The following is an 18025-nucleotide window of genomic DNA, read 5'->3' as shown; positions in this document are numbered from 1 at the left end:
TATCGTGCCGTTCTCGTCGATCAGCAACATGCTGCGCGCCGGCATCTGGGAATACGCGCTGACCGCCGGTAAATATCAGGACGGCAGCGGAAACAGCTACCAGCCGCGCTTTATTCAGGGCACGGTTTCCCGTGGTATGGGCGGTGACTACACGCCGTACGGCGGGCTGCTGGTGGCGGATCACTACCGTTCGGCGGTACTCGGCGTGGGTAAAAGCCTCGGCATGTTCGGTGCGGCATCGTTCGATACCGCCTGGTCTGATACCGAACTGGCCAGCGGCGACCGCAAGCAGGGGGCCAGCTTCCGCTTCCTTTACTCCAAGTCGCTGAACGCCATGGGTACCGAGCTGCAGATCGCCGGTTACCGCTACTCTACGTCCGGCTACTATGACTTCAGCGATGCGGTCACCGAGCGTGCCAGCTATGAGAACGGCCAGTACCGCAATGAGTATGATGACACCACGGCGAGCAGCGACGGCACGCCATCCTGGGCAAATACCACTAAAAATTATTATTATTCCGATCGTTACAACAACAAGCGTCAGCGCGTTGAGCTGACGGTCAGCCAGCATCTTGGCCCGGTTTCGCTCTATTCAACGCTGACCAACCAGACTTACTGGGGCAGCGGCAATCGCGACCGTACCCTGCAGGTCGGGCTGAACAGCATGTACAAAGACGTCAGCTATGGCCTGTTTGTCCAGGACAGCCGCAGTAACTATGGCCAGAAAGATCGCACCATGAACCTCACGCTGTCGGTGCCGTTTACCGTCTTTGGCCAGAAGCCGGTGACTGCCAGCCTCAACATGGCGCACAGCAAGCAGAGCGGCGACAGCTACAGCACCGGCATGGGCGGTTCGCTGCTGGATGACAACCGCCTGAACTACTACCTGCAGACCGGCCATGCGGAGAACGGCGGGCAGACCACCATGGCCGACGTGGGCTATATGGGCAGCATGGGTAACGCGCAGGTGGGGTACAGCTGGAATGAGAACTACAGCCAGAGCTCGCTGAACCTGAGCGGCGGCGTGCTGGCGCACCGCGGCGGCGTAACTCTGTCGCAGCCGATGCAGAACACCATTGTGCTGGTGGAAGCCAGAGATGCCAAAGGCGTGCGGCTGGAAAACCAGCCTGGCGTCGCCGTTGACCGCTTTGGTTACGCGGTGATGACCTCGGCCACCGCTTACCGTCACAACCGCGTGGCGCTCAACACCGAAGATATCGGTGCCGGGCTGGATATTCCGCTGGCAGCAAGAGACGTGGTGCCGACTTACGGTGCCATCAGCCGGGTGACCTTTGAAACCCGCACCGGGCAGAGCTTGTTGCTGCACCTGAAAATCGCCGAAGGTAACTATCCGGCAATCGGGGCTACGGTGTTTAACGATGCGGGTGCCAATATCGGTACCGTGGGAACCACCGGTACGGCATATGTCTCCGGCGTCAGTGAACATCAGCATCTGCAGGTAAAATGGGGCGAGGGTGCCGGCTCTGCCTGTGAAGTGGTCCTGCCTGGCTTTAAGGATCTGAACGCGGCGGGTTATCAGGAACTCAGTCTGGCTTGTACGCCAAAATAATAAGGATACGCTTGATGTTTTTGCACGCTTTTCGCGGCGTAAAGGTGGCCGGTTACACGCTGCTGGTGCTGGTACTGAGCCTGTTTTCACTCAACAGTTACGCTTTGTCCTGCAAAGATGCCTCTACCGGTTCGATCTCTGAGGTCATTACCCTCAACCAGGCGATTGAGGTTTCCACCGCTAACCTGACGGCGGGCACCGTGCTGTGGCGATCGCCGGTCTATAACTCCACCTTTAAGTGCGAGGATACCAACGGCTATCCGAGTGGTGAGAACGCCTATCTCTACTGGGATCCGTTGACGCAGATGCAGAGCATCGACCCCTCTATTGAGGTGGGTGTCACCTACAACAGTATTGATATTAAACCGACGGCGGGAACCAAAACCGACGTGGGCAGAGGGACTGTATGTAACTATGGCTGGTATAGAAATAATTATGGTTACTGGGTGCAGGGCTGCATGTCACCTGCCACGCCTCAGACAGTTAAGGTCAGTTACTCGATTTATATCAAAGCCACCGGCAAATCCGCACCGTCCAGCGGTAAGATTACCAATACCGGACAGTACCCGGTCTTCCAGGTGGATGGCGTTCTGGGGCTGAACAGCACACCAAACAGTAACTTCCGCGCCTACATCGCCGGGCTGGGCAATATCCGCTTTATCTCCTGCTCGCCGCAGATCAGCGTCTCGGGCAACAGCGGTTCGACGGTGAACTTTGGCACCATCGCCTCCGGCAGAGCCCAGGCGGGCGTCACCGAGAAGCAGGTGCCGTTCTCGGTGGTGGCTAACCTGACCGGTGCCGGCCAGGATTGCCAGGGTAAAACGCTGGTGGCCAGCTTCAGTACCACCTATCCGACCAGCGGTACTGATATGATCATGCCTGCCAGCGACAGCGGATTTGGTATTTCGATCTCCACCGCCGATGCGCCAGCCAGTTTTATTCCGCTGAATACCAGTACTTCACTGGGTTATGTGAACGGGAGTGTGGTACAAAATAACTTTGTGGCCAGCCTGCGTTGGCTCAACAATTCGCCAAAAATAGGGACCTTCAATGCGTCGGCAAATGTGGACGTTACCTTTAAGTAGTGGCGCTAATGGTTCTGGCACAGGTGCGGCCTGCAGATGTGCCCGACCATGACATTTTCGGGCGAAATGCTGGAACCTGTGCCCCAGCCGGCGATTAAATACGTATTTCATCCGATGTTCAGCGCGCACGGTAAGCTGCTGGCCTTTGAGTGTTTGTCGCGCTTCAGCGCCGCACCGGTCAATGACAGTAACTTCGTCGAGCGCTATTTTTTGCATGCCAGCGCGGAAGAGCGCAACGCGATTCTGCTGGCGCAGATTGAACTGATCGAGGCGCACCAGCAGTGGTTTAACGATCGCGGCATTATCGTCACCCTTAACGTCGATGACCATACGCTCAGCCTGCTGGAGCAGAGCGAGGTGATGGACCGCATCAAGCAGATCGGCTGCATCCACTTTGAAGTCCACGAACTCTCTTCGCGCCTGTTCCGCCACCACAAGCTGCACAGCCTGCTCTCCAGCCACTACTCCCTGTGGCTGGATGACTTCGGTAACGGCATTGCCGAGATGAATATGCTGTCGGCCTACGCCTTCCGCTTTATCAAAATCGATAAGCACGTCTTCTGGAAATACTGGCAGGATGAACAGGGGCAGGCACAGCTGGCCTCACTGCTTGATGAGCTGCAGCAGAATCAGTTTAAGGTAGTGATTGAAGGGATTGAAACCATCGCCCAGCGCCAGTGGCTGGAAGATATGCCTTACTATGCGCTGCAGGGGCGGCTGTGGTGTGAAATGAGCATGGAAGAGCTGAAAGAACTGCCCGCCGTTAATGATGCCTGACCCGCCGTTATTTTAATCCTGCACACCTCCCTGTCTGTCCGGCGCGAGTCTCTCCCGCCGGATTTTTTATTTCTGCTCTGCTGAAATATCCACCGTTTGACACGTCGTGACGGCGAGACGCCACCGTATCCGCTATTCCCCTGCTCGCCACCCTGCCGCGAAAACGCAGACGGAATGGTTACCCTATGCCAGATAAATTCATTTTTATCCTGTAAATGCCACTTCAGCGATCGATATTGTGTAATTGATAGATTTAAACATCAGACTTTTTGCTCTTAGTGTGTTTCGGAGTGTTCTTATTTCTGTGTATGCTGATGTCAACAAGAGGTGATGTGGCAACAGGAGCGTCAGGGGGGCCAAAGTAAACCCGCTGACCCGCGATAAAAAAGCGGTCTGACTACACACCCAATCAGTTACCGGTTTAACGGAATAAGCCCCTGATTTTTAAGTTTTTCTAAAGTCAGGATCGGTAGCAACGTCGCAAAGCGGATGTCGGGAGAGAAACTTATGACTGGTAAAAAAATGATGGTTTGCGGTAAATCTGTTCTGCTGGCAATGCTGCTGGCGGCAGGCGTGCAGGGCAGTGCATCAGCCAGCGAAAGTTTCGGCATCGGCGGCGGCCAGGTTAATTTTAGCGGCCAGATTTATCAGCCGGCCTGCCGGATCCAGGTCAGCCAGGCCAACGTGACCAGCGAATGTGCGGAGCAGGGTAAGTTCCGTCAGCGGGCGCTTAACGTCTCCACTACCAGGGCGCTGGCCTTTAACGATAACCGCACCGAAGCGCAGCTGGCCTGGCTGAGCGCTGAAAAACGCGAAGGCATTCTGACCGTCAGCTACCGGTAAAAAGGCAAAAAAAAAAACCCTGAAGCGACGATCGCTGCAGGGTTTTGTTATTCAGGATGGACGCTTAGCGCATGGTAACAAACTCTTCCGCACCGGTCGGGTGGATCGCCACGGTGTTGTCGAAGTCTTTCTTGGTAGCACCCATCTTCAGCGCCACCGCAAAGCCCTGCAGCATCTCATCCATGCCGTAACCGATGCCGTGGATGCCAACAATCTTCTCATCCGCACCGACGCACACCAGCTTCATGCGGCACGGCTGGCGGTGCTGGGTCACGGCGGTGTACATGGCGGTGAACGCGGATTTGTACACTTTCACCTGGTCGTCACCAAACTTCTCGCGGGCTTCCGGCTCGGTCAGGCCAACGGTGCCGATCGGCGGGTGGCTGAACACCACGGTCGGTACGTTGCTGTAGTCGAGATGTTCGTCCGGCTTGTTGTTAAACAGGCGCTCGGAGAGGCGACGGCCTGCTGCCACCGCCACCGGCGTCAGCTCCACCGCACCGGTGTTGTCGCCGACGGCGTAAACGCCCTCAACGCTGGTGTTCTGGTATTTATCGACGCTGATATAGCCTTTTTCGTTCAGCTTCACGCCAGCGGCTTCGATGTTCAGGTTATCGGTCATCGGCTCGCGGCCAATCGCCCAGATCAGGCTGTCGACGGTCTGTTCGCGGCCATCTTCCAGCTGCAGGGTCAGGCTGCCGTCGGCGTTTTTCACCACCGCTTTTGGAACGGCTTCGGTGTGCAGCGTCGGGCCTTCGGTAATGATCACCTCCAGCAGCGTGTCGACGATCAGCGGATCGAAGCTGCGCAGCGGCGCGTGCTTGCGCACGAACAGATGTGTTTCAGAACCCAGCGCGTTCAGTACTCCGGCGATCTCAATGGCAATATAGCCCGCGCCGACCACCGCGGTGCGTTCAGGCATCGCCTTAAGATCGAAGAAGCCGTCGGAATCGATACCGTATTCTGCACCCGGGATGTCTGGGTGGCTCGGACGGCCGCCGGTGGCGATCAGGATATGGTCAGCGGTAATTTTCTCGCCGTTCACTTCCACGGTGTGGGCGTCAACAAAGCGCGCGTAGCCTTTGATCACGTCCACTTTATTTTTACCCAGCACGTTGTCGTAAGAGGTGTGGATGCGGTCGATATAGGCGCTGCGGTTCTTCAGCAGCGTGTCCCAGTTGAACTGGTTAACGGTGGTGTCGAAGCCGTAGTCGGGGCCGTAGTGGTTGATCGCTTCGGCGATCTGCGCCGCATGCCACATCACTTTCTTCGGCACGCAGCCGACGTTGACGCAGGTGCCGCCCAGATCTTTTGCTTCAATCAGCGCACACTTTTGTCCATACATCGCCGCACGGTTAATCGAGGCGATACCGCCGCTGCCGCCACCAATGGCGAGGTAGTCATAATGTCGGGTCATGGTCAGGCTTCCGTTAAATGAGTGAAATCAGCTGGCAGAGAGTGTAACGCCTCCCGACCCATTGCCGCAAAGTTTGCACCTATGATTGTGATAGGGCGGGTGGGGGGATTAAGGAGAGTCGCCATGCTGCCGACTGCTGCCCGGCAGGAATGGCAGCGGAAAATGCGTCAGCGGGAGTGGCCCCGGCAGCGTAAATAGCTGGCGCGCGTCGGGTTGAGCGGGAAAATGCTATCATCAGGCCATTATGCCTGTTAACGGCATCGCTAATCAGGAGAGTGAAGGGGATGGAACTGCAATTTTTAGGCACCGGCGCGGGCACCCCGGGCCGTGAACGCAACGTCACCAGCATCGCACTGAATGTACAGGGAGCCCGTAGCGCCACCTGGCTGTTCGACTGCGGTGAGGCGACCCAGCACCAGATCCTGCGCACGGCGATCAGCCCGGCGAAGATTGAGAAGATCTTTATCACCCACCTGCACGGCGATCATGTTTTTGGCCTGCCGGGGCTGCTGACCAGCCGTTCGATGACGGGTAACACCGGACCGCTGACGCTGTATGGCCCGCAGGGGATTAAAACCTTTGTCGAAACCAGCCTGAGCCTGAGCGGATCGTGGCTGACCTTCCCGCTTTCGATCGTCGAAATCACCGCCGGAGAGGTGTGCAACGACGAACATTTCCGCGTCACCGCCTACCCAATGACCCATCCTGTAGAGTGCTATGGCTACCGCATTGACGAGCACGATAAGCCCGGCGCACTGGACGCGGAACGCCTGAAGGCGGACGGCGTGCCCGCCGGCCCGTGGTACTACGATCTGAAGCAGGGGCGCACGGTGATCCTCGACGACGGGCGGGCAATTAACGGCTGGGACTACGTGGGGCAGGCGACCAGAGGCCGCAGCCTGGCGATCTTTGGTGACACCGCACCGACGCCAGCGGCGGCGGAACTGGCCGCCGGGGTGGATGTGATGGTGCACGAAGCCACGCTGGAGCTGGCGATGCAGGAGAAAGCTAACGGGCGCGGGCACTCGTCAACGGTGCAGGCGGCTGAGGTGGCGCGCGCGAGCGGCGCTAAACGGCTGATCGTTACCCACCTCAGCTCGCGCTATCTGCGCCACGACTGTGAGCGGCTGCTCGACGAGTGCCGGGCGGTGTTTCCGGCCACCGAGATGGCGCATGACTTTGCCGTGTTTACCGTGTAACCATCACGGCATCAGCGGCATCAGCGGCATCACGGCATAAGCAGCATCACGGCATAAGCAGCATACGGGCATCAGTAGTATCCGGGCATCACCGGCGATAACCGCTACGTGGTCCTTTGCCGCAGGCAGCGCAGGCAGCGCCGCAAGCGCACAGGTCGGCCAGCATCTGCCCGCCAGACGGTTTACTCCGGCACGATCCAGCTGACCTTGCCAAACCCGGTGCCGCCCGGCACCAGGGTTTTCACCAGCCACGGCAGCACGTTGTTCATCTGCTGTTCCAGCTTCCACGGCGGGTTGATGACCACCATGCCGGAGGCGGTCATGCCGCGACGGTCGCTGTCCGGCAGCACGCCCAGTTCAATCTGCAGGATGCGGCGAATGCCGGTAGCTTCCAGGTCTTTAAACATGCGCTTGATCTGCTGGCGCATCACCACCGGATACCACAGCGCAAATACGCCGGTACCAAAACGCTTGTAGCCTTCATGAATGCCCTGCACCACCGCCTGGTAATCGCTCTTCATTTCGTACGGCGGGTCGATCAGGATCAGGCCACGGCGTGACGGTGGCGGCAGCTTGGATTTCAGCTGCTGGTAGCCGTCGGCGCGGTCGGTGCGGGCGCGATCGTCCTTCTGAAACTCGTTACGCAGCAGCGGGAAGTCGCTCGGGTGCAGCTCGGTCAGCTGCAGTTTGTCATCTTCGCGCAGCAGGTGACGGGCGATCAGCGGCGAGCCCGGGTAGTAGCGCAGCTTGCCGCCCGGGTTATAGTTCTTCACCGCGCTGATGTACGGTTTCATCTCTTCCGGCAGGTCGTCCTGCTGCCAGATGCGCGCGATCCCTTCCAGGTACTCGCCGGTGCGTTCCGCATGCTCACCGCTGAGCAGATAGCGCCCGGCACCGGCGTGGGTGTCGAGATAGAGATAGGGCTTATCCTTCTCATTCAGCGCGCTGATAATCAGGCTCTGTACGGTGTGTTTAAGAACGTCGGCATGGTTGCCGGCATGGAAACTGTGGCGATAACTGAGCATGTGCTGGGAAGTCCTGCGGGGTAAACGAGCGTGCCGCCAGCGTGGCGGCACAGGTTGCGCGTAGTATAACCAAAAAAACGCAGAAAAGCGCGTCAGCCCGCCCGTTGCCAGACCGGGTAAGTGAAGAACAGCAGGTGCAGCAGATTAAAGGCAAAGTGCACCAGCGTGCTGACCCACAGCCGCCCGCTCCACAGCCACGCCAGGCCATAGATAATGCCGGTAAGGAAGGCAAAGAACACCAGCAGCAGCCCGCCTGCAAAGTGCGCAAGGCCAAACAGGGCGGCGGCAATCAGCAGCGCCTGTTTATTCCCCAGCAGCTGGCTGAGCCGCTGCTGGATATAGCCGCGAAACAGCGCCTCTTCGGCCAGCGAGACGAAGAACAGATTAGCCAGCATAAAGGCACCCAGCCACTCAGGCCAGTGGGGTTCGACCCGCAGCCCGCCTGCCAGGGTGGCGGCCAGCAGCAGCAGCGGCATCGCTAACAGCAGCACCAGCCACCACAGCGCATTCGCGGGAGGGCACGACGGCCGCTTCAGCAGGGTTGGCAGGCACGCCAGCAGCAGAAACGGGATCAGGGCTTTGTCGAGATTATAGTAAAACGAGAAGGGCGCACTCTGCGGCCCGGCCTGTACCCCGGAGACCACCAGGGCGTTATTAAAGCCGGGGATCATATGCAGCATCAGCGCCACGCTGCCCACCACCAGCAGGATCTCACCGGGCAGCGCAAACTGGGTTCGCTGGCGGTGACAGCCACACCACAGCGCCACGCCGCCCAGTACCAGCAGCGCCACTATCGCCGGGGGGAGCAGCACGTGGCTGAAAACAGCGACCACCAGTGCCACCGCCAGCAGCACCAGCGCGCTGCTGAGGTGGAACGGCAGAAAGAATAAAGAGAGAGCCAGCACATACCACATTACACGTTTCCCTGTTGGTTTTATGGCGTTACAAAACGCAGCAGTATGCAATTTGTACTCTGAACAGGCAAAGCCGAAAGTGCGCACTTTAAGGTCATTAAGTCGTCGGGCTGTCGTTGAATCACCGCGCCACGCGCCACCGGCATTGATTTTCCTCAGCGATGGCCCCATGTTAAAAGGATTGTGCGCGCTAACGCACCCCATACACCGATTAAAGGACTGCGCTATGACCAATCCGTTACTCTCCGCCTTTACGCTGCCGCCTTTCTCCGCCATCCAACCCGAACACGTGGTTCCTGCCGTCAGCCAGGCGCTGGACGAGTGCCGCGCGGCGGTGGAAAAAGTCGTGGCGCAGGGCGCGCCCTACAGCTGGGATAACCTGGTGCAGCCGCTGGCAGAAGTAGACGATCGTTTAAGCCGTCTTTTCTCACCGGTCAGCCATCTGAACTCGGTTAAAAACAGCCCGGAGCTGCGTCAGGCCTATGAGCAGACGCTGCCGCTGCTGTCCGAGTACAGCACCTGGGTCGGCCAGCATGAGGGGCTCTACCAGGCGTACCGTTCGCTGAAAGAGGGGGCCGCTTATGCCGGACTGGACCTCGCACAGCAGAAAGCGGTGGATAACGCCCTGCGTGATTTCGAGTTGTCCGGTATCGGCCTGTCGAAAGAGAAGCAGCAGCGCTACGGCGAAATCGCCGCACGCCTGTCTGAGCTGGGGTCGACCTACAGCAACAACGTGCTGGATGCGACCATGGGCTGGAGCAAGCTGATAACCGACGAGAGCGAGCTGGCCGGCCTGCCGGAAAGCGCGCTGGCTGCGGCCAGAGCCCAGGCGGAAGCCAAAGAGCAGGACGGCTGGCTGTTAACGCTGGATATCCCAAGCTATCTGCCGGTAATGACCTATGCCGACAACGCCGCGCTGCGCGAAGAACTGTACCGTGCTTACTCCACCCGCGCTTCAGACCAGGGCCCGAACGCCGGCAAGTGGGACAACAGCGAAGTGATGGCGGAAGAGCTGGCGCTGCGCCATGAGCTGGCCCAGCTGCTGGGCTTTAACTCGTTCGCCGATAAATCGCTGGCCACCAAAATGGCTGAAAACCCGGAGCAGGTGATCGACTTCCTTACCGGCCTGGCGACCCGTGCCCGCCCGCAGGGCGAGCAGGAGCTGGCGCAGCTGCGCGCCTTCGCGAAACAACAGCACGGCGTTGACGATCTGAATCCGTGGGATCTGACCTACTACGGTGAAAAACAGAAGCAGCACCTGTACACCATCAGCGACGAACAGCTGCGCCCTTACTTCCCGGAAGCGCGCGCGCTGAGCGGCCTGTTTGAAGTGGTGAAACGCATCTACGGCATCACCGCCAGCGAGCGTAAAGACGTTGATGTGTATCACCCGGACGTGCGCTTCTTCGACCTGTTTGACGAGAGCGGCGAGCTGCGCGGCAGCTTCTACCTCGACCTCTACGCCCGCGAGCACAAACGCGGCGGCGCGTGGATGGACGACTGCGTCAGCCAGATGCGCAAAGCCGACGGCAGCCTGCAGAAGCCGGTCGCCTACCTGACATGTAACTTTAACCGCCCGCTGAACGGTAAGCCGGCGCTGTTCACCCATAACGAAGTCACCACCCTGTTCCACGAGTTCGGCCACGGCCTGCACCATATGCTGACCCGCATTGAAACCCCGGGCGTTTCCGGCATCAGCGGCGTGCCGTGGGATGCGGTCGAACTGCCGAGCCAGTTTATGGAAAACTGGTGCTGGGAGCCGGAAGCGCTGGCGTTTATCTCCGGCCACTATGAGACCGGCGAGCCGTTGCCGCAGGAGCTGCTGGATAAGATGCTGGCGGCGAAGAACTACCAGGCGGCGCTGTTTATCCTGCGTCAGCTGGAGTTCGGCCTGTTTGACTTCCGCATCCACACCGAGTTTGACCCGGCGAAAGGAGCACGCATCCTGGAAACGCTGCGCGAAGTGAAAAAGCAGGTGGCGGTGGTACCGGGGCCGGAGTGGGGCCGTTTCCCGCACGCCTTCAGCCACGTGTTTGCCGGCGGCTATGCGGCGGGTTACTACAGCTACCTGTGGGCGGACGTGCTGGCGGCCGACGCTTACTCACGTTTCGAGGAGGAGGGCATCTTCAACCGCGAAACCGGCCAGTCGTTCCTCGACAACATCCTGACCCGCGGTGGTTCAGAAGAGCCGATGGAGCTGTTCAAACGCTTCCGTGGCCGCGAGCCGCAGCTGGACGCGATGCTGGAACATTACGGCATCAAGGGCTAGTTGAGTGAACATCTATTTATCAGATGAAACGGGCGCCGGAGACGGCGCCTTATCTGTTCTGGCGGAACGCTGGCAGCTGGTGCATGACGACAACAGCCTGATGGCGCTGGTGCTGACCGCGGATCGTCTTGAGCTGCGCAAGCGCGATGAGCCAAAGCTGGGCGGCATCTTTGTCGATTTCGTGGACGGCGCGATGGCGCACCGGCGCAAGTTTGGCGGCGGGCGCGGCGAGGCGGTGGCAAAAGCCGTCGGCATCAAAAGCGGTTATCTGCCGGACGTGGTGGATGCGACCGCCGGGCTGGGGCGCGACGCCTTCGTGCTGGCGGCGATCGGCTGCCGGGTACGCATGCTGGAGCGTAATCCGGTGGTCGCCGCGCTGCTCGACGACGGTTTACGCCGCGGCTACGCCGATCCGGAGATCGGCCCGTGGCTGCGCGAACGGCTGACGCTGCTGCACGCCTCCAGCCTGCAGGCGCTGACCGATATCACGCCGCCGCCGGACGCGGTGTATCTCGATCCGATGTATCCGCATAAGCAGAAAAGCGCGCTGGTTAAGAAGGAGATGCGGGTGTTTCAGTCGCTGGTCGGGCCGGATGAGGATGCCGACGGGCTGCTGGAGCCGGCGCGTCGGCTGGCGAAAAAGCGGGTGGTGGTGAAGCGGCCGGACTACGCGCCGCCGCTGGCCGGGGTGGCAACGCCAAACGCGGTGACCACCAAGAGCCACCGTTTTGATATCTATGCGCCGCTCGGCGGCGATTAATCTTCTTCTTCGTCGCGCAGCGGCACGATCAGCATATCGATGTGCACGGTGTTGATCAGCTGGCGCGCCGACGACATCAGCTTGCTCCAGAAATCCTGATGGTGCCCGCAGACCACCAGATCGACATCATACTTTTTAATCGCATCGACCAGCACCTGGCCAAGATCGCCGCTGCCGCTGAGGGTTTCACTCACCGGGTAGCCGGCGCTGGTGGAGAGCTCGGTCAGCGCGGTGTGGGTTTCCTGCGAAATACGCTTCTGCATATCGCCAAGGTTAACGTCAATCAGGCCGGTATAGAGGTCGGAATAGTTGACGTCGACGTGGATCAGCGAGACTTTTGCGTTATAAGGGCGCGCCATGGAGACTGCTTTATCAACCAGCAGTTTGCTTTCCGGCGACAGATCGACCGCGATCAGAATGTGTTTATATGACATATGAAGACTCCTTTTCACTGAAATTATGCCTTGAGTATAGCTAACTTCCCCGGCGCGGGGTGAGGTCTGGTGCACCCTTTTCGCAGGCCGCCATCATGAATTTTCCTCCCGTTACCGGCGGATGTGATAAACAGCAGTGGAAATAAATTAGCCCAATCTTCTACACTGATTACATGCCCCCGCTCACCGGGCGTCGTGGCGTCAGGGTTATTAATCTTACCTGAATCAATTACAGGGTTGGCGAACCCGCGCGGTATGAAGCGGCTTGCCCGTGTTCAGTGGCCGCGACAGGGCCGGGAGGGGATGATGATCAGCACCGTTGCGTTATTCTGGGCTCTTTGCATTATCTGCGTGGTGAACATGGCTCGTTACTACTCGTCGCTGCGGGCGCTGCTGGTGGTACTGCGCGGCTGCGATCCGTTGCTCTATCAGTACGTTGACGGCGGCGGCTTCTTTACCGCCCACGGGCAACCCAGCAAGCAGGTGCGGCTGGTGCGCTATATCTGGGCGCAGCGCTACCTTGACCATCACGACGACGAGTTTATCCGCCGCTGCCAGCGGGTGCGCGGCCAGTTCGTGCTGACCAGTTCGCTGTGCGCCATCGTGGCGATCAGCCTGGTCGGGCTGGCCATCTGGCATTAGCCCGGCGGGTGACCGACGAAAAAAAAGCAGACCGAAGTCTGCTTTTATCTGTAAGTCTGGCGGCGGTAGCACGGCGCTCGCTGCGTCGTGCTACCGCGTTTAACGCGATCAAATCAGCTTCAGCGCCACCCAGTAGAGTGAACCCGAAAGCAGAATCGAGATCGGCAGGGTAAACACCCACGCCAGCAGGATGCTGCGGATGGTTTTGCCCTGCACGCCGCCGCCGTCAACCACCATGGTGCCCGCCACGGAGGAGGAGAGCACGTGGGTGGTGGAGACCGGCATACCGGTATAACTGGCAACGCCAATCGATACCGCTGCGGTCATCTGCGCCGACATGCCCTGCGCATAGGTCATGCCGTTTTTACCGATCTTCTCACCGATGGTGGTGGCAACACGACGCCAGCCAACCATGGTGCCCAGCGACAGCGCCAGCGCCACGGCGAGAATAATCCACACCGGGGCATACTCAACGGTATTCAGCAGGTCGCCCTTCAGCTTGTTGAGGAAGCGTTTCTCATCAGCCGGGGTTTCCGGCAGCTTAGCGGCTTTCTCAGCGGTATCAGAGATGCACATCAGCAGGCGACGCAGCTGGCTGCGCTGGTCGACGTTAAGCGCATCATAGCTGGACAGATTATTCAGCAGCCCCTGCGCGCGCTGGATGGCCGGCAGTGCCCGCGCCGCATCACAGTGGAAATCATGCGGCCCTGAGCGTACCTCTTCCGGCGTCGGCAGCGCCGGTGGTGCCATCTGAATGATATGGGTCAGCGAGGCGGCGTTCTGCTGGTAATACTGCTCCAGATGGTTGACCGCATCCCGGGTACGGGTGATGTCATAACCGGTGGAGTTCATATTCACCACGAAGCCCGCCGGAGCCACGCCGATCAGCACCAGCATAATCAGACCAATGCCTTTCTGACCGTCGTTAGCGCCGTGCGAATAGCTGACGCCAATCGCCGACACGATCAGCGCGATACGCGTCCAGAACGGCGGCTTTTTCTTGCCGTCGATCTTTTCCCGCTCGGCCGGGGTCATATGAATACGCTGACGCTTGATGCTGCCGCTCCAGAAACGACGCAGCAGATACACCAGGCCGCCGGCGACCACCAGGCCAACGATCGGCGAGATAATCAGCGACATAAAGATGCCGATCATTTTCGGTACGTTCAGCGCATCCACCACCGAGGTGCCGGTCAGCAGCGCGTTGGTCAGGCCGATACCGATAATGGCACCAATCAGGGTATGGGAGCTGGAGGCCGGTAACCCAAAATACCAGGTGCCGAGATTCCAGATAATAGCAGCCAGCAGCATGGAAAAGACCATCGCCAGCCCGTGGGCCGATCCAACGTTAAGCAGCAGATCGGTGGGCAGCAGATGGACGATCGCGTAAGCCACGCTTAAGCCGCCCAACAGTACCCCGAAGAAGTTAAATACCCCGGCCATCACCACCGCTAACTGCGATCGCATTGCTCGGGTATAGATAACGGTTGCCACCGCGTTGGCCGTGTCGTGGAAGCCGTTAATCGCTTCGTAGACCAGCACAAACAGCAGAGCAAGAACCAGTAACAGGCCGGTATGGAAATCAAGACCAGCAAACAGATGTAGCATAAGCGTTACGCCATTTTGGAGGACATGAACGCGGCGCATTATCTGCGACAACCCGTGCCGGGGGAAAGGGAAATATAGACTTTTTTTGACATTACTCTGTCAGTTGTGTGACAGCTTGCGATGAAATCGCTGTCAAATCACTAAGTTACAAATTGTTACCGCCGCCTTTTTACCCGGAAGCTGGTATCGCCGCCGTCAACTCACTACAATCAGCGTTTTTAGCGGTTTTGGCCGGGGTGAGCAGTGGAAAAGTTTGACGTGATCGTGATTGGTGCCGGTGCGGCCGGGATGTTCTGCGCCGCACAGGCGGGCCAGAAAGGGCGTCGCGTACTGCTGCTGGATAACGGTAAAAAGGCCGGGCGCAAAATCCTGATGTCCGGCGGCGGCCGCTGTAACTTTACCAATCTCTACACCGAACCGGCGGCCTATCTCTCTGCTAACCCGCATTTCTGCAAGTCGGCGCTGGCGCGTTACACCCAGTGGGACTTTATCGATCTGATCAACCGCCACGGCATCGCCTGGCACGAAAAGACCCTCGGCCAGCTGTTCTGTGACGACTCGGCGCAGCAGGTGGTCGATCTGCTGCTGAAGGAGTGCGAGGCGGGCAGCGTCAGCGTGCGCCTGCGCAGCGAGGTGCTGGCGGTGACCCGTGATGACGCCGGTTATACCCTGCAGCTGAACGGCGCGGAGGTGCGGGCGGAGAAGCTGGTGATCGCCAGCGGCGGCCTGTCGATGCCGGGGCTGGGCGCATCACCGTTTGGCTATAAAATAGCCGAGCAGTTTGGCCTGAAGGTACTGCCCACCCGCGCAGGCCTGGTGCCGTTTACCCTGCACAAGCCGCTGCTGGAACAGCTGCAAATTCTCTCCGGCGTGTCGGTGCCGTCGGTGATGACCGCCGAAGACGGCACAGTATTTAAAGAGGCGCTGCTGTTCACCCACCGCGGCCTCTCCGGGCCGGCGGTGCTGCAGCTCTCCAGCTACTGGCTGCCCGGCGAATTTGTCACCATCGACCTGTCGCCGCAGCAGAGCCTCGACGCCTTTATCAATGAAGAGCGCAGCCAGCATCCGAATCTTAGCCTGAAAAACAGCCTGGCGAAAATTCTGCCCAAACGGCTGGTCGAGTGCCTGCAGCAGCTCGGCACGCTGCCGGAGTGTACCCTGAAACAGCTGAACAGCCGGCAGCAGGCGGAGCTGGTTGCCACCCTGCACCAGTGGCGGGTGCAGCCGAACGGCACCGAGGGCTACCGCACCGCCGAAGTGACGCTGGGCGGCGTTGATACCAGCCAGCTCTCCTCCAAAACCATGGAGGCGCGCGACGTGCCGGGGCTGTACTTTATCGGCGAAGTGGTGGACGTCACCGGCTGGCTGGGCGGCTATAACTTCCAGTGGGCGTGGAGCTCGGCCTGGGCGTGTGCGCAGGCGCTGTAACGACCAGAAAATCATCTGCTGTAGCGTTCTGACGCTCACTAACAGCCTGCCCAGGCCACGCCTGTAGCAGACTGATTGTGCCAGCACCGTCACGCCATCACCGGAGATCGTCACCATGAAGAAGCGGGATTTTATTACCCAGGATCTGCTGAGTAAGATCTATCAGGCGGCTCCTGGCCCGCTGCATAAGCTCCCCGGCGAGCGGGAGCTGGCGGAAGAGTATGGCGTCTCGCGCCATACGGTGCGCGCCGCGCTGAAGAAGCTGGTCAGCATCGGCATTATCCGGGTGGTACAGGGCTCGGGTATTTTTGTCAGCGAAAACGCCCGCAGCAATCCGCTGGTCTATAACTCAATTACGGAAAAGCGCTTCGATCAGATGCGCTACCGCCTGCTCAGCCTGCACAAGCGCCTGCCGGATAAAGATCAGCAGCAGGTGTTTGGCATCGGTGAAAATGAGTGGCTGTGGTACTTCTGCCGCCTGCGCTACGTGGACGAGCGCTGCACGCAAATTGAGACTTCAAGCCTGCCGCTTTCCCGTTTCCCGGACCTGACCCAGCAGGTGACTGAAAGCTCACTACAGCAGTATGTGACCGCCAGAGGCGACACCCTGTCGCACTTCCTCACCCATTATCAGGCGGTGGCGGTGGATAAAGCGCAGGCCGCGCTGCTGGGCTGCAGGCGCGGTGCACCGGCGATGAAGATCACCAACCGGGGGATACTGGCTGGAGGCGATGTGTGGATCCTGAGCGAGGTTATCGATATCCACTATGAATGTACCTGGGTTGCCCCGTTCAATGCCGATAACCTGCGTTTTCGCCGCGGCGATTAAGGCGTGTGCATCGCCCCGCCGGGCAGTCGGCTTTGCGTCCACTCGTGTGCACGATAGCAGCCGGGGAAGCGCGCCAGCGCGGCTTCATCGACGCGGATGCCGATGCCGGGACGATCGATGGGGTAGAGATAGCCACCTGCGGCCTGAGGCGTGTCCGGGAACACCGCAAGGGTACTGGCCTGCGCCGGAATAAACTCCTGAATTGCGGCGTTGTGCAGGTGGATATTAAGGTGGGTATTCACCGCCACGGCCACCGGCGTCATATCCGGCGGGCCGTGCCAGGCAAGGCGCACGCCGAACGCCTGGCAGAGCACCGCCAGCTTCAGCGCCGGGGTGATGCCGCCAATCTGCGACACGTGGCAGCGGATAAAATCAATCTGGCGGTTGACGATCAGATCGTGCCACTCGGCGGGATTGTTAAACAGCTCACCCAGCGCCAGCGGCACGCTGCTGTGCGCGCGGATCTGCGATAGCCAGCCGCTCTGCTGCGGCGAAACGATATCCTCCAGGAACCAGGGCTGATAAGGCTCCAGCGCTTTAGCCAGCTGAATCGCCTGCTGCGGGAACAGCCGCTCATGCACGTCGTGCAGGATGTGGAAGCGCTGGCCGTATTTCTCCCGTAGCGCTTTGAACATGGCGACGGTGTTGGCCATATACTCGTCCTGATCGTAGTAAGCCCCCGGGGTGGGTTCGCGGGTCTGATGTAAATTCTGCGGCGTACCACCGTAGAAACCGAGCTGGCAGCGGATGTAGCGATGGCCCTGCTCCAGCAGCGCGTCGATCTGCGGGTAGAGCGCATCGAGGCTTTCACCGGCGGCGTGGCTGTAGACGGCTATCGCATCCCGCGCTTTACCGCCAAACAACTGATAGAGCGGCATCTGCGCCAGCTGGCCTTTGATGTCCCACAGCGCCATATCCACCCCGGCGATGGCGTTATTCATCACCGGTCCATTTCGCCAGTAGGCGTTGACCTGCATCATCTGCCACAGGTCTTCGATGGCATTCGCGTCGCGGCCGATCAGCAACGGCTTCAGGTATTCATCCACCATGGTTTTCACCGCCAGCGGCCGTTGCTGGAACGTGGCGCAGCCGTAACCGACGACATTCTTGTCGGTGGTGACTTTTACCAGCACCAGGTTATGGCGGTCCGGTCGGGTGATAAAACATTCAACATCGTTGATGCGTGTCGGGGTCATGGTTGCTCCTGGCGGCTGACGAAACGCGA

At 59.5% G+C, this 18025-nt stretch carries 16 protein-coding genes; 10 read left to right on the top strand and 6 right to left on the bottom strand.

Annotated features, from left to right (window positions below; genetic code table 11):
- From NV64_RS24125 to NV64_RS15690, 4 genes are all read left to right on the top strand, one after another.
- A partial coding sequence (locus tag NV64_RS24125) for a fimbria/pilus outer membrane usher protein (protein WP_233208997.1) occupies window positions 1-1570 on the top strand: 1570 nt, incomplete at its 5' end.
- A 14-nt stretch (window positions 1571-1584) separates the two neighbouring features.
- Window positions 1585-2655: a fimbrial protein gene (locus tag NV64_RS15700; protein ID WP_056232774.1), complete on the top strand. Its 1071-nt coding sequence runs from the start codon at window positions 1585-1587 to the stop codon at window positions 2653-2655.
- A gap of 48 nt (window positions 2656-2703) precedes the next feature.
- Entirely contained in the window at window positions 2704-3432 is a 729-nt protein-coding gene (locus NV64_RS15695; protein ID WP_158239899.1) for an EAL domain-containing protein, read from the top strand.
- Window positions 3433-3939: 507 nt separating this feature from the next.
- A complete protein-coding gene (locus tag NV64_RS15690) occupies window positions 3940-4275 on the top strand; it encodes a hypothetical protein (protein WP_101506293.1) in 336 nt (111 codons plus the stop codon).
- Window positions 4276-4339: 64 nt separating this feature from the next.
- Here NV64_RS15690 and gorA read toward each other — a convergent pair whose 3' ends face one another.
- Window positions 4340-5692, bottom strand: a complete 1353-nt coding sequence (gorA, locus tag NV64_RS15685) for a glutathione-disulfide reductase (protein WP_101506279.1) — start codon at window positions 5690-5692, stop codon at window positions 4340-4342.
- Between the two features lie 284 nt (window positions 5693-5976).
- Between gorA and rnz the strand changes: the two genes are divergently transcribed.
- On the top strand, window positions 5977-6891 hold the full coding sequence (rnz, locus tag NV64_RS15680) for a ribonuclease Z (RefSeq protein ID WP_056232766.1): 915 nt from the start codon (window positions 5977-5979) through the stop codon (window positions 6889-6891).
- 182 nt (window positions 6892-7073) lie between these two features.
- On the opposite strand, the gene NV64_RS15675 is transcribed toward rnz, so the two are convergent.
- Window positions 7074-7916, bottom strand: a complete 843-nt coding sequence (locus NV64_RS15675; protein WP_056232764.1) for a 23S rRNA (adenine(2030)-N(6))-methyltransferase RlmJ — start codon at window positions 7914-7916, stop codon at window positions 7074-7076.
- A 92-nt stretch (window positions 7917-8008) separates the two neighbouring features.
- Window positions 8009-8830, bottom strand: coding sequence for a CPBP family intramembrane glutamic endopeptidase (locus NV64_RS15670; protein ID WP_056232762.1), 822 nt, complete (start codon window positions 8828-8830; stop codon window positions 8009-8011).
- Window positions 8831-9056: 226 nt separating this feature from the next.
- Between NV64_RS15670 and prlC the strand changes: the two genes are divergently transcribed.
- The gene (gene prlC, locus NV64_RS15665; protein WP_101506278.1) at window positions 9057-11099 is read left to right on the top strand and encodes an oligopeptidase A; all 2043 of its coding nucleotides are present in this window, start codon (window positions 9057-9059) and stop codon (window positions 11097-11099) included.
- A 4-nt stretch (window positions 11100-11103) separates the two neighbouring features.
- The gene (gene rsmJ, locus NV64_RS15660; protein ID WP_101506277.1) at window positions 11104-11859 is read left to right on the top strand and encodes a 16S rRNA (guanine(1516)-N(2))-methyltransferase RsmJ; all 756 of its coding nucleotides are present in this window, start codon (window positions 11104-11106) and stop codon (window positions 11857-11859) included.
- Here the strand turns inward: rsmJ and uspA are convergent.
- Complete coding sequence (gene uspA, locus NV64_RS15655; RefSeq protein WP_056232756.1) at window positions 11856-12293, bottom strand: universal stress protein UspA; 438 nt, start codon at window positions 12291-12293, stop codon at window positions 11856-11858. The genes rsmJ and uspA overlap by 4 nt on opposite strands.
- A 306-nt stretch (window positions 12294-12599) precedes the next feature.
- Between uspA and uspB the strand changes: the two genes are divergently transcribed.
- Window positions 12600-12935, top strand: a complete 336-nt coding sequence (gene uspB / locus NV64_RS15650; protein ID WP_056232801.1) for a universal stress protein UspB — start codon at window positions 12600-12602, stop codon at window positions 12933-12935.
- A gap of 108 nt (window positions 12936-13043) precedes the next feature.
- On the opposite strand, the gene pitA is transcribed toward uspB, so the two are convergent.
- Window positions 13044-14543: an inorganic phosphate transporter PitA gene (gene pitA, locus NV64_RS15645; RefSeq protein WP_146005502.1), complete on the bottom strand. Its 1500-nt coding sequence runs from the start codon at window positions 14541-14543 to the stop codon at window positions 13044-13046.
- Between the two features lie 243 nt (window positions 14544-14786).
- Here pitA and NV64_RS15640 point away from each other — a divergent pair, with 243 nt between their 5' ends.
- Together NV64_RS15640 and NV64_RS15635 are read left to right on the top strand one after the other, a co-directional pair.
- Window positions 14787-15971, top strand: a complete 1185-nt coding sequence (locus NV64_RS15640; RefSeq protein WP_101506276.1) for an NAD(P)/FAD-dependent oxidoreductase — start codon at window positions 14787-14789, stop codon at window positions 15969-15971.
- Between the two features lie 115 nt (window positions 15972-16086).
- On the top strand, window positions 16087-16800 hold the full coding sequence (locus NV64_RS15635; protein ID WP_056232751.1) for a GntR family transcriptional regulator: 714 nt from the start codon (window positions 16087-16089) through the stop codon (window positions 16798-16800).
- On the opposite strand, the gene NV64_RS15630 is transcribed toward NV64_RS15635, so the two are convergent.
- Complete coding sequence (locus NV64_RS15630) at window positions 16797-17996, bottom strand: enolase C-terminal domain-like protein (RefSeq protein ID WP_056232750.1); 1200 nt, start codon at window positions 17994-17996, stop codon at window positions 16797-16799. The two genes, NV64_RS15635 and NV64_RS15630, sit on opposite strands and share 4 nt — an antisense overlap.
- Window positions 17997-18025 lie beyond the last annotated feature (29 nt).

Origin of the sequence: Erwinia sp. B116 (genome assembly GCF_002865965.1) — a bacterium.
Taxonomy (GTDB): Bacteria; Pseudomonadota; Gammaproteobacteria; order Enterobacterales; family Enterobacteriaceae; genus Erwinia.
Note: the sequence above shows the minus strand (reverse complement) of the source record. Positions and strands in the feature narration are given on the sequence as shown.

Excerpts from the sequence above, each read along its gene's own strand:
- NV64_RS15630 (WP_056232750.1), bottom strand. The coding sequence starts at position 17,996 with ATGACCCCGACACGCATCAACGATGTTGAATGTTTTATCACCCGACCG.
- uspB (WP_056232801.1), top strand. The coding sequence starts at position 12,600 with ATGATCAGCACCGTTGCGTTATTCTGGGCTCTTTGCATTATCTGCGTG.
- NV64_RS15695 (WP_158239899.1), top strand. The coding sequence starts at position 2,704 with ATGACATTTTCGGGCGAAATGCTGGAACCTGTGCCCCAGCCGGCGATT.
- prlC (WP_101506278.1), top strand. The coding sequence starts at position 9,057 with ATGACCAATCCGTTACTCTCCGCCTTTACGCTGCCGCCTTTCTCCGCC.
- NV64_RS15670 (WP_056232762.1), bottom strand. The coding sequence starts at position 8,830 with ATGTGGTATGTGCTGGCTCTCTCTTTATTCTTTCTGCCGTTCCACCTC.
- uspA (WP_056232756.1), bottom strand. The coding sequence starts at position 12,293 with ATGTCATATAAACACATTCTGATCGCGGTCGATCTGTCGCCGGAAAGC.
- NV64_RS15635 (WP_056232751.1), top strand. The coding sequence starts at position 16,087 with ATGAAGAAGCGGGATTTTATTACCCAGGATCTGCTGAGTAAGATCTAT.
- gorA (WP_101506279.1), bottom strand. The coding sequence starts at position 5,692 with ATGACCCGACATTATGACTACCTCGCCATTGGTGGCGGCAGCGGCGGT.
- pitA (WP_146005502.1), bottom strand. The coding sequence starts at position 14,543 with ATGCTACATCTGTTTGCTGGTCTTGATTTCCATACCGGCCTGTTACTG.
- NV64_RS15675 (WP_056232764.1), bottom strand. The coding sequence starts at position 7,916 with ATGCTCAGTTATCGCCACAGTTTCCATGCCGGCAACCATGCCGACGTT.
- NV64_RS15690 (WP_101506293.1), top strand. The coding sequence starts at position 3,940 with ATGACTGGTAAAAAAATGATGGTTTGCGGTAAATCTGTTCTGCTGGCA.
- rnz (WP_056232766.1), top strand. The coding sequence starts at position 5,977 with ATGGAACTGCAATTTTTAGGCACCGGCGCGGGCACCCCGGGCCGTGAA.
- NV64_RS15700 (WP_056232774.1), top strand. The coding sequence starts at position 1,585 with ATGTTTTTGCACGCTTTTCGCGGCGTAAAGGTGGCCGGTTACACGCTG.